The 11,189-nt window shown below is 50.9% G+C and carries 12 protein-coding genes; 5 read left to right on the forward strand and 7 right to left on the reverse strand.

Features of this window, described 5'->3' with window-relative positions:
* Positions 1-119 precede the first annotated feature (119 nt).
* From SK3146_RS13305 to SK3146_RS13325, 5 genes are all read right to left on the reverse strand, one after another.
* Positions 120-1,394: an ABC transporter substrate-binding protein gene (locus SK3146_RS13305; RefSeq protein WP_249865495.1), complete on the reverse strand. Its 1,275-nt coding sequence runs from the start codon at positions 1,392-1,394 to the stop codon at positions 120-122.
* Between the two features lie 19 nt (positions 1,395-1,413).
* A complete protein-coding gene (locus SK3146_RS13310) occupies positions 1,414-2,340 on the reverse strand; it encodes a carbohydrate ABC transporter permease (RefSeq protein WP_249865496.1) in 927 nt (308 codons plus the stop codon).
* Between the two features lie 18 nt (positions 2,341-2,358).
* Entirely contained in the window at positions 2,359-3,294 is a 936-nt protein-coding gene (locus tag SK3146_RS13315) for a nucleoside hydrolase (RefSeq protein WP_249865497.1), read from the reverse strand.
* Positions 3,295-3,360: 66 nt separating this feature from the next.
* Entirely contained in the window at positions 3,361-4,131 is a 771-nt protein-coding gene (locus SK3146_RS13320; protein ID WP_249865498.1) for an IclR family transcriptional regulator, read from the reverse strand.
* Between the two features lie 83 nt (positions 4,132-4,214).
* A complete protein-coding gene (locus SK3146_RS13325) occupies positions 4,215-5,111 on the reverse strand; it encodes a tyrosine-type recombinase/integrase (RefSeq protein WP_249865499.1) in 897 nt (298 codons plus the stop codon).
* A gap of 135 nt (positions 5,112-5,246) precedes the next feature.
* On the opposite strand from SK3146_RS13325, the gene SK3146_RS13330 reads away from it, so the two are divergent.
* The 4 genes from SK3146_RS13330 to SK3146_RS35135 all read left to right on the forward strand — a co-directional run bounded on the left by SK3146_RS13330 (position 5,247) and on the right by SK3146_RS35135 (position 7,259).
* Complete coding sequence (locus SK3146_RS13330) at positions 5,247-5,450, forward strand: cold-shock protein (RefSeq protein WP_249865500.1); 204 nt, start codon at positions 5,247-5,249, stop codon at positions 5,448-5,450.
* 114 nt (positions 5,451-5,564) lie between these two features.
* Positions 5,565-5,843 carry an HU family DNA-binding protein gene (locus SK3146_RS13335; RefSeq protein WP_249865501.1) on the forward strand — a complete coding sequence of 93 codons (279 nt, stop codon included), beginning with the start codon at positions 5,565-5,567 and terminating at the stop codon, positions 5,841-5,843.
* Positions 5,844-6,265: 422 nt separating this feature from the next.
* Entirely contained in the window at positions 6,266-6,718 is a 453-nt protein-coding gene (locus SK3146_RS35130; RefSeq protein WP_349655206.1) for a fatty acid desaturase, read from the forward strand.
* A 10-nt stretch (positions 6,719-6,728) separates the two neighbouring features.
* A complete protein-coding gene (locus SK3146_RS35135) occupies positions 6,729-7,259 on the forward strand; it encodes a fatty acid desaturase family protein (protein WP_349655207.1) in 531 nt (176 codons plus the stop codon).
* A gap of 186 nt (positions 7,260-7,445) precedes the next feature.
* On the opposite strand, the gene SK3146_RS13345 is transcribed toward SK3146_RS35135, so the two are convergent.
* Entirely contained in the window at positions 7,446-8,363 is a 918-nt protein-coding gene (locus tag SK3146_RS13345; protein ID WP_249865502.1) for a helix-turn-helix domain-containing protein, read from the reverse strand.
* Positions 8,364-8,519: 156 nt separating this feature from the next.
* On the opposite strand from SK3146_RS13345, the gene SK3146_RS13350 reads away from it, so the two are divergent.
* A complete protein-coding gene (locus tag SK3146_RS13350) occupies positions 8,520-9,836 on the forward strand; it encodes an ABC transporter substrate-binding protein (RefSeq protein ID WP_249865503.1) in 1,317 nt (438 codons plus the stop codon).
* A gap of 70 nt (positions 9,837-9,906) precedes the next feature.
* Here the strand turns inward: SK3146_RS13350 and SK3146_RS13355 are convergent, their stop codons facing one another.
* Entirely contained in the window at positions 9,907-11,172 is a 1,266-nt protein-coding gene (locus SK3146_RS13355; protein ID WP_249865504.1) for an ABC transporter substrate-binding protein, read from the reverse strand.
* Between the last annotated feature and the right edge of the window lie 17 nt (positions 11,173-11,189).

An 11,189-nucleotide genomic window follows, 5' to 3' on the forward strand; every position in this document is an offset into this window, starting at 1 on the left:
TCTCGTTTGAGAATAATTGCCGGAGCTTCAAGGAAGGACGGAATCCCCAGGACCTCCTACCCGGAAATTCCGTTCCTCCGCCTAAGCCGGTCTGACGCAGGTTAAAGCCTCACAAGAGGTTACTTGCTTTTGCCGATCATCGCCAATATTTTTTGCTCCGCATCGTTCATCGCTTGCTCCGGCGTTGTTTTGCCGAGGAGAGCGGCCAATAGGTTGCGGGACAGCTCGTCGGTAATTTTCGTCGCCTGCTCATGACGGAACAGACCGAACGGATACTGCATTTGCTCCGGCAGCAGCGCATAGTTCGGGTACTTCTCCTGCAGCTCCGCATCCTTCACCACGGCGTCGTCGCTCGGGATTTTGCCGTTCGCCAGCGACATTTTCTTTTGCTGATCGGCGCTCGTTACAAATTTGATATATTCCATCGCCCATTCTTTTTTCTTCGAGGAAGCCGGAATCGCAAGGCCGCCGGTTTCGCCGTAAGAAGCGGTTTTCAATTTGCCGCCCGGGATCAGCGCCACGCCCATTTCGCCGACAACCTTCGATTTTTCTTTATCGTTGGACATTGCGAGCGTCTGCGGCGTATTCATGTTCATCGCAATTGTGCCCTGAGTCAGCACTTCGGCCATCGCGCCGGAGCTTGTAAACTCCTTGGACTGCGGGCTCATAATGTTATGCTTCAGGTTCATATCGACCATCGTCTGCAGCGCCGCCAAGCCTTCCGGGCTGTTGAAGCTCGGGCGGTCGTTTTGATAATCCCAGAACTCGCCGCCGTTTGCGCGCAGATGAACGATGAAGCTGGAGTAGGACAATATGCCGCCCCAGGATTCGGCGTAAGGAGATACTTTATCCGACTTGATTTGCTTGGCGACGGTGATCAGCTCGTCCCATGTTTTCGGCGGGTTCTGCATCAGCGTCTTGTTATAGTAGAACTGCCACAGCCATACGTAGCGCGGAATCGCGTACTGCTTGCCCTTGTAGGACATCGCTTCCATCGTCTGCGGATTGAGCCGTTTTTTCATATCGTCGGTCACATAAGAGTCGAGCGGCTCCAGGAAGCCCTTGGAAGCGAACTCGGTCGCCCAGTCGTCGCGGACGTGGATGACGTCGTATTCGCTGTTGCCGGCCGTGAACGAAACGAATACTTTGTCGTGAAGCTGCATGAACGGAACCGTTTCATACTTGACCTTAATGCCGGTCGCTTTCGTAAATTCCTCATTTTGCTGCTTCCAGAACGGCTCGTCCAAATAGAGGACGGTAATTTCCTTGTTCTCTTGACCTGCTTTGCCGGCAGTCCCGGCTTGATCGGCCGATGCCCCGCATCCGGCCAGCATCGAGGCGGACAATGCGCCTACGACTCCCAGCTTCAACCATTTAAAATGCTTGTTCTCCATGATTGGTTCCCCCTGTTTTTTAATCGTTTTTGCCTATTGTTTTTAAGTAAACTGCGGTAAAAAGCAGTGTACAAAGCGTAATGAAGAACGCCAGCGCCGAGCCGTAGCCCATATCGAAGTTGCGGAACGCTTGCTCGTAGGCGTAGACGTTAATGACCATCGTTTTATCCAGCGGGCCGCCTTGCGTCAGCACCCAGATAATGTCGAACGCGCGCAGCGCCCACATCGTTTCCATCACGAACAGAACCATCAGCACCGGCCGCAGCGAAGGCAGCGTAATATGGAAAAAGCGCTGAATCGTTCCGGCGCCGTCCACTTGCCCGGCATCGTAGAGTTCCTTGGAGATCGTCTGCAGTCCCGCCAGCAAAATAAGGGCCGCGAACGGAACGCTCTTCCATATATCGGCGATAATGACGGCGCCGAGCGCCGTCGAGCCTTCGGCGAGCCAAGATTTGTATTCGTCGATGAGGCCCAGCTTCTGCATCAGCTCATTAATAATCCCGTTGTTGCCGTTGTACATCCATTTCCACATCAGCCCGTTCACGACGTTGGACAAGGCCCAGGGAATCAGAAAAATGCGTTTGAAAAACTCGCCTCCCCAAATGCCGTGGAAAATCGTCAGCGCGATGCCGAAAGCGATAAAGAGCGTGCCGGCCACCTTGACGACCGTAAATAAGAAGGTTTGCAGCAGCACGTTAGGTATTCTGGCGTCCTGAACGAGCTTGATGTAGTTATCCGCCCCTACGAAGGTAAAATGCGCATGCCCGGAGACGAACTCCATCTTCGTAAACGAGAGGAACAAGGCGTAAGCCATAGGGAACAAGATCGTCAGCGCGAGCAAAATATAAGTCGGCGTCAAATAAACGCCGGCTGCGGCCGAATCCGACATCCGGTCAAAGCGGGTTAACCATCCCGGGCTAGGGGCGGCCTTACTGGGCTTGCTCATGGGTGTAATCCTCCTTCATTATCTGCTAAAAGCTTGATCGACCCGGCTGAGAAAACGGGAGACGAAACGTTCGGCGTCGACGGTCATACATACCCTCGTGTTGGGCTTGTCCGGGGATTCCCTATGCAAATCCTCGGTCGTGCGGCCAAGCGCATCTTCCTCCAGATCGACCTTGATGTGCATCGGGATCGTATGAACCAGCTCGGGATGCACCGCAACGCCGACGGCCAGCGGATCGTGCAGCGCGCAGCCCTTTAAGTACGGATGATATTTGCGGTAGGCTTGCATGTAAAATTCGGTAAATTCGGCAAAAAGCAAACTGCACGGCGTGTTCATCTCCCGCCAGCGTTCCACCTCTTCCTGCCGCAGCAGCGTTTTCCTCGTCACATCGAGACCGACCAGCGTAATCGGCAGCTCGGAGGCAAACACGAGGTCCGCCGCATGCGGATCGATGATAATATTCGCTTCCGCGAATTTGCTCGCGTTCCCCGGCGTCGCCACCGCTCCGCCCATCGTCACGACGCGGCCGATGCGGCCGACAATATCCGGCGCCTTCCGGATGGCCAGCGCCAAATTCGTCAAAGGCGCCGTCGTCACGAGCGTCAGCTCGCGGCCGTGCTCGCGCGCCTGCGCGATAATGAAATCGACGGCATGCATATCCGCCGCCGCCCGTTCAGGCTCGCGGACCGCCGTATTGCCGAGCCCGTCGGTTCCGTGGAACGTTCCGCTGTACTGGCGGGTTCGGACTAGCGGCGCTTCGGCGCCCCGGAACACCGGAACGTCGCATTTCAAATGCTCCAGAACGAGCAGCGTGTTGCGCACCGAGCAGTCTACGGGAGCCATGCCGTAGGTCGTCGTGACGCCGAGAAATTCGATCTCGGGTGAGGCTGCGGCGTAGGCGATGGCTAACGCATCGTCGATGCCCGTATCTACGTCCAAAATCAATTTACGCATGTAATAAATCCCCCTTTAATTGTTCTCTTTTCAAGGACGTTGTTCTTGTTAACTCTCAAAAAAAATTTACAACGCTCCGAGTCTCTGAGAAATCAGCTTCGCCGCATTTTGGCATTGCTGCAGCAATTCATCCGTTATTTTACTCATCCTAAATTCCAGACCCGAAATGGACAGCCCGGCGATAACCTCTCCCGTATGATCGCGGATCGGCACGGCAATGCCCATACCGCCCAGGGAAAAATCGTTGGATGAGATGCAGTATCCCTGCTCTCTTATCGTTTGCAGATGATCGAGCAGCTCGGACGGATCGACGATCGTATACTCGGTATATTTTTGCAAGCCCCCGGAAATGATCTGGTTAATCTTGTCCGGCGGCAAATTCGCCATCAATATTTTGGTCGTGGCTCCTGCATGCAGGGACACCCTTTTGCCCAGCGGAGATGTATATCGCACGCTCTGCGAGCTTTCGACCTTCTCGATACAGATGCCTTCGAGCCCGTCGATAATCATCAGCATGACGGTTTCTCCCGTGCTCTCGCACAGCTTCTCCATAATCGGCTTCGCCACCGTACGCAAGCTCATCCGGTTGGCCACGATCGTTCCCAGCTCAAAGAGCTTGATGCCGAGCGTGTATTTCTGGGTCACCGGGTTCTGAATGACGAATCCGCGATGCTCCAGCGTAACCAGCATTCGATGCACGACGCTTTTATATAAGCCCAAGTGCTCCCCAAGCTCGGTAACTCCCCATTCCGGCTTTTCGGCGGTAAAGCATTCAAGCATTCTTAATATCCGGTCTCCGGTTTCTAGAATAGCGGTTTTTTTGACATGGTTTGCCATGGCTACGACCTTTCGTACCGCAAATAAGAACGGCGTTCTATTTTTCTCAAGATTTATTATATATCATTTTATGTCGAACGCAATCATTTTTTGGAAGAAAAATTTAAGGCTTCCTTAACATAAATCTTGGTTGAATTCAGGTTGTCATGTCCCATGATTTGCGACAAGCGATGCAATGCGGTATTTGCTGCCATGACATAGCCGAATCGGTGGCGCAAATCGTGGGCGCGCAGCCCTTCAATCCCTGCGGCTTTCATATACTTTTGAATCAAATGGCGCAACGCTCGCTCCGTTAGTCGCGTGCCTGTTTTCTCCGATGGAAAAAGATACGAAGCGTCAGGGGAGAGCGTTGCCAAATAATTGTCCAGAGCAGCTCTGCACGCAGCATTCAAAGGAACTTCGCGTAGTTTAATCCGTTTCCCCGATCGAACGGTAAGATAACTGCCGCATTCACTGATTTGAATATCCCCAGGGGTTAAATCACAAACTTCCATAGGCCGCAAGCCGGTGTTAAGCATCACGGATACAATGGTCCGATCCCGGAGGGAGCCGTATCGCTCGGTTGCAGCAATCAATGCCGCTTCTTCTTGGTCGGTCATCTGTCTCGGGCTCGCCTTTTCTTCCGGCACCAGTTTGACCGGCTTGGACGGGTCGCGGTTAAGTTTGGCTTCCGAAACGGCCCATTCGAAAAATCGTTTCAGCGCAACAAGCCGGCGATTAATCGTGGCCGGCTTTAATTGCATGGTTCCAAGCATGGCTTCCCGATAACGTATTAATGTTGGGGTAGCCACATCTTCAATTCGAAAAGTCATTCCTTCTCCCGAGTGATCGGCCGTTTCAAACCAGGCAATAAAATGCCTTAAGTCACTCGCATATTCCTTCAGTGTTTTGGGACTCAAGCCTTTATGTGCGGAGAGAACATGGATGAAGTTTTTAATCATCTGCCCACCCTGTATCGAAATCCGGATCGCTTCTTTCATTAGTAACCTCCAAAAGTCTCCTTGACTTACATTAGCGGACATGGTAATCTTATCTTAACCGAAACATTAGCGGACATCAACGACAAATTTTGAAATATCTAATGATCGTGTTAATACGTTCTTTGGAGGAATTTCATGCAAACAGGTACAGTTAAATGGTTTAATGCTGAAAAAGGCTTCGGTTTTATCGAAATCGAAAACGGGAATGATGTATTTGTCCATTTCAGCGCAATTGAGGGAGAAGGTTATAAATCGTTGGATGAAGGTCAACGCGTCCAGTTTAATGTGACCCAAGGTAATCGGGGGCCGCAGGCTGAGAATGTCGTTAAAGTGTATTAATTTCTTTAAAGCTGCTCAAAGTATGAGTAGCTTTTTGTTTATTTTTGCCGGCCATTACAGTACGAGCGCTGCCATTTTTTGCAACTCCAATAATATAAAAGCGAGGTATCCCAAATGAACAAGGATCAACTGGTGGAAGAAGTTGCGAAATCCAGCGGCTTTTCAAAAAAGAACGCAGAAAAAGCGGTGACGCATGTACTGGACTCGATTTTTGCCGCTTTAAAGCAGGGAAAAGAGGTCAAATTAGTTGGCTTCGGTAAATTTGATGTCCGCAGTCGCGAAGCGCGTATGGGGATAAGCTCCAAAACAGGCGAAGAAGTGGAGCTCCCGGCGGGGAAAGTCCCTATATTCACGGCAGGCGTCGATCTGAAAAAAGCTTTAAATCAGGACTAAAAATGCTAATTTAAAAAAGATGGGGCAACCATCAGAAAAGTGGTTTTTTATCAAAATAATTACACAAGATACGAATGCCGATGTCGTTTTTTCTTCAATTGACGACATTATTCGTTTTTATTCCAACAAACAGAGTCCGCAAAGAAAGTTGGACGAATTGAACCATTTCGAGAATCATGTCAGCAAGGAAGGGACGGCGGGGAAATGATTGTTTACAACCGGTCTATAAAAACTACGGATAAAAATTATTGGTTGATCATGATTTCCTGCGTATTTACTTCGTTTATTTTTACCGTTTGGGGGGGATGCCTTTTGCTTGGATGCCTCCTTTACATTGCCTTTTCGAAACGAAGAATTAAAGGGCTATTGGGGAATTACGGCAATTCCCTGCTGCCTGCGCTTTTCAAGAAAAGGGGACTGCGATGAAATCGCTGCAAGAATTCACTCGTTGGAAAAAAGACGTGGCTTCTCATTGTAAAGCGGATTTAAGGAAAAGCATCTGGCAATTGATTAATAGCATCGTACCTTTTATTCTGCTCTGGGGTCTTGCTTACGCCAGTCTGGGGATTTCGATCTGGATAGCGCTGGCGCTGGCGATACCGGCTGCCGGATTTCTGATTCGAATCTTTATTATTTTCCACGATTGCTGTCATCAGTCGTTTTTCAAGGAAAAAAAGGCAAATGAGATTATCGGAACGATAACAGGAATCTTTACCTTCTTCCCATTTGGTCAATGGAAAAACGAGCATTCCGTTCATCATGCGACAAGCGGGAATTTATCCCGCAGAGGCACAGGGGATATCTGGACGTTAACTACCAAGGAATATACCCGCGTTATCCCCTTGGAAACGTCTTGGATACCGGTTATATCGTAATCCGTTGGTTATGTTCGGACTTGGCCCCGTATTTCTTTTTATGATTGAATATCGAATGAATCGGAAGGGCGCCAAACGAAAAGAACGCATAAGCACATACTTCACAAACGCAATACTGGCCGGTTTGATGGGGCTGCTCTGCTGGACGCTGGGCTGGAAAGAGGTTCTCTTGGTACAAGGGTCGATTCTGTACCTGTCCGGCGCTGCGGGCATCTGGCTACTCTATGTGCAGCATCAATTTGAGGATACGTATTACGAACATGCGGATGAATGGGATTATGTTAGCGCGGCAATACACGGCAGCTCTTATTATAAACTACCCAGACTTTTGCAATGGATGACCGGGAATATTGGCTTTCATCATATTCATCATCTGGTTCCCCAAGCACCGAATTATCACTTGCAGCGCATACATGAGAGCAGTGCCGCTCTGAAGAACGTTCCTGCCATTGGATTTCGATTGAGTTTACAGGCGCTTCGATATCGGTTGTGGGACGAAGAAAGCAAACGTTTTGTAGGGCTGAGGGCAATAAAGCTGTAAACCATCGGCAGACCGGGGAGAACCGGAAAAATCAGTTGTGCAAGCAAAGAACCTGCAAATCCGCTCGGGGCGGAGCTGCAGGTTCTTTGCTTAACCGCTGGAGCGGGAAAACTCCGTCTACAAAGGCGACCGCTTGCGCTGTTCCAGCTTTTCTATCGACTCTTCGGCCACTTTTCATGCACTCGTCTATTCCTCCCCCGCCTCCCCTTCTCCGCCGCTTCCTTCCCGCAGCCGCAGCCTGAACTCCTTCGGAGAACACGGGTTGTACCGCCGGAACATCTTATAAAACTGGGCCACATTCGGAATTCCTACGCTGCAGCCGATTTCGGCAATGCTCAAATCCCGGGTCAGCAGCATGCCTTCGGCCAGCTTGATCCGCTTGAAGTTAACATAATCGAGGAAAGTTACGCCCATCACCTTTTTGAAATATTTCACAAAGTAGTGATAGCTCAAATTCAGCAGCCGGCAGACGTCATGCACGGAAATTTTCTCCGCGATATGCGCATCCACATAGTTAAGCACCGGCTTCAGACGGATGATCTCGACATCATCGGAGCCTTTGAGCAGCGCCCGCTTATCGCAGCGCACGAGCAGCAGCATCAAGCTTCTCACCGAGATGGCGATCGCCATTTCATACCCTCTCCGCTTGGTCTGCATCTCCGCGAAGATGTGCATGACCAGTCTATGAGCCTCGCGGCGGGCGTCCGGGTCCGTCCTGAAGATGTAATTCAAGTCGTCGAGCGGATTGGTCAGCTCGGAGAAGCCGTGCAGAAACGGCAGCGTGCTTTGATCCAAATATTGCGTCAAGCTCACCTGCAGCACCACATACCGGATAGGATTTGCGGAAGGCCGGTCGGTCCGGTGCAGCTGGGACGAGCCGATCAAGAACACATCCCCGTCCGCCAAAGGAACCGTTTCGCGCTTCGTGTACATGACCATATGGCCGCAGTCGACCGCAACGAGCTCCACTTCCTTATGATGATGCCAATTTCCAATAAGGACGGAATTGCGCTTCAGCTCCCATACTTTCAGGAACAGCAGCGGGTTCTGATAGATGACCAGCTCGTTAATCGCTCCGGACATCGCTTCGATAGGCTTTTGCATTAGGCTTCATACCTCCCGGCGGAATTTCAGCACGACTCTAATGACAATTTTGAATAAAGATTGATTAAAAATTAGAATATCATTTTCATGCCCCGGTTTCTATAATTTACCTTAATGGAATCGTTTACAAAATCGTTCATTGGAGGTCTTAGGGTCATGTTAATAATAAAAAGAACATGCAACACGCTGCTCAGTCTCATTCTGCTGACGGGAGCGCTCGCCGGCTGCAGCACCAAAGATACTGCCCCGGAAGAGGCTACGGCGAAGGAGAAAACCGACAATACCGATCCGGTAACCGTAACATTCGGCATCCGTCCAAGCTATATGACCGACAGCGAAATCCAGCGCTACGTCATTGATCCCGTAAAAAAGAAATACCCGTATATTACCGTCGACATCGTGAAGCTTGACGATAAAAACAATTCCTTCGATAAGCTGCTCGCCGCGGACGCTCTGCCCGATATTAACGTAACGAACTCAGTGACGCTCCAAGGCACGAAGCTGCTCGGCATTCAGCAGGATTTGACCGATATCATTAAGGAAAACGGTTACGACTTAAGCCGCATTCAATCCGAACTGCTCGATACGATCAAGGCGAATAATCAGACCGATTATCTCGTCGGCCTGCCTTATTACGTCCAGTTCAATGCGCTTTATTACAACAAGGATATATTCGATAAATTCGGCGTACCGTATCCGAAAGACGGGATGACCTGGTATGAGGCGACCGAGCTCGCCAAGCAGTTGACAAGACAGGATAACGGCGTTCAATACCGCGGCTTCGAGCCGGATTCGGTCTACCGGCCCGCGTCCCAGCTGTCCCTGCCGCTGATCGATCCGTCCACGTACAAATCGATTGTCGATACGGATCAGTGGAAAACCGTGCTAGAGATGGTGAAGAATATCTATAGCATTCCGGGCAACAACAAGGTTCAGCCGTTCAGCTCGGGCGTCAACAGCTTCATCAAAGACCGTACGATCGCTATGTTGGCCGGCTTAAACAATCTCGGCCCGTTATCCGACGTAAAGAACGATTGGAATAATTGGGACTTCGCCTCTTATCCCGTATTTCCGGAAAGGCCTGGCATAGGGACGCAAGCGGATTTTCATCTGATGCTGCTATCCCCGTCCTCCAAAGTGAAGGACGCTGCCTTCAAGGTGATGACGACGATCCTCTCCGATGAAGTGCAGCTGGATATGGCGCATATGGGCAAAGGCTCCGTGCTGAAGGATAAGAAGTTCCAGGATGAATTCGGCCGGGATCTGGACTTCCTCAAGGGCAAAAACATTCAGGCCATATTCGCAACCAAGCCCGCTCCGGCATTCCCGCCGACCGAATTCGCGAGCGCCGCTTTTAATAGAGTAACCGATCTGATGAAGGCGATCATGAAGGACAATCTCGATGTCAATACGGCGATGAGGCAGTATAACGAAGCGATGGATAAATTCATCGAGGAGAACCGGAATCATTAGCTGCGCAAGCAAAGAACCTGCAAATCCGCTCGTAGCGGAGCTGCAGGTTCTTCGTTTATGGGCGGCGGCGTTACTTGCCGACGATTTCTTCCCACTTCTTCTTCAATTCGTCGTAGCCTTGCTCCGGAGTGATCTTACCGAAGCCGATCTGCTGCGAAATTTTGTTATATTCGCTGGCGAAGCTGCCGTAGCCCTTCGGTCTGCTGTAGAAAGGGCTGGCTATCGGAGCCGCTTTTTCAATCAGGTCGACTTGCTGTTTCTCTACATCGCTGTAGGTCGGGCTTAACGCATCGGACACTTTCTTGGAAACCTGCGGCCCGCGGCTTAAGCCGAGAATTTTGCCAGCTTCCTGATCGTTAATAAACCAGTCGATAAACTTCTGCGCTTCTTCGGCGTATTTGGAATCCTTCGATACGGCAAAAAATTGCGCCGGCAGCAGGAAGGAACCGGATTGCTTGGCGCTTGGAGCGACCATCAGGCCGAACTCGCCCGGTTTCACGCCGTCGATCGCGCCAAGGCTCGCCGCATAGCCGCGCTGCACCATAATCGTGCCGTTCAGCAAATTATCGAGCTTCGGATCATTCTCTTTGTTCGCCACCGTTACGTCGATCGGCGGCACGATGCCTTCCTTGCGCAGCTCGGCGAACAGCTCGTTAAACTTCACGAACGTATCCTTGTCGATATTGAACTTGCCTTCGGCGTTATTGGCCAAGCCCTTCCCTTGAGCGGCCTGGTAAATTTCGTACTTGTCGATTTCCACCTGGTTGACGCCTACGGACATATCCTGCAGCAAATATTTACCCTTTTCCAGCTTCGGCTTTACATCCCGCGCAAGCTGTATGAGCTCGTCCCATGTAAAGCCTTTATCCGGTACTTTAATTCCGAGCTTATCGAACATCACCTTGTCGTATTGAAGCGCGATAGCGTTGCCGCCGATCGGCACGGCGTACTGCTTGCCTCCGACATTGCCGACCTTGGCCAGCTGCGGATCGATATCCGCCATATTGATATCGCTTCCCAGCTCCATCAATTGTCCGCGTTGGGCGTACTCCAGCAGGTTGTTCGTATCGATCTGCAAAATATCCGGCAAATTCCTTGCCGCAGACAGCGTGCCCATCTTGGTCCAGTACGTATCGAAGCCCATATAATCCGGCTCGAAGGCAATGTTCGGATGCAGCTTGCTGTAAGCGTCCAATGCCTTCAAAGTCGCGTCATGTCTAACCTGAGACCCGGCCCATGTAATTTTTAGCTTAATTTTGGAGTCCGCATTTTTTTTGTCCGAAGCCGCTTCATTTCCCGCGTTCCCCGCGCCGCATGCGGACATCAAGAGCGCCATACTGACGGCGGAAAGCA

This window comes from Paenibacillus konkukensis, from assembly GCF_023523925.1.
Lineage (GTDB): Bacteria > Bacillota > Bacilli > Paenibacillales > NBRC-103111 > Paenibacillus_S > Paenibacillus_S doosanensis.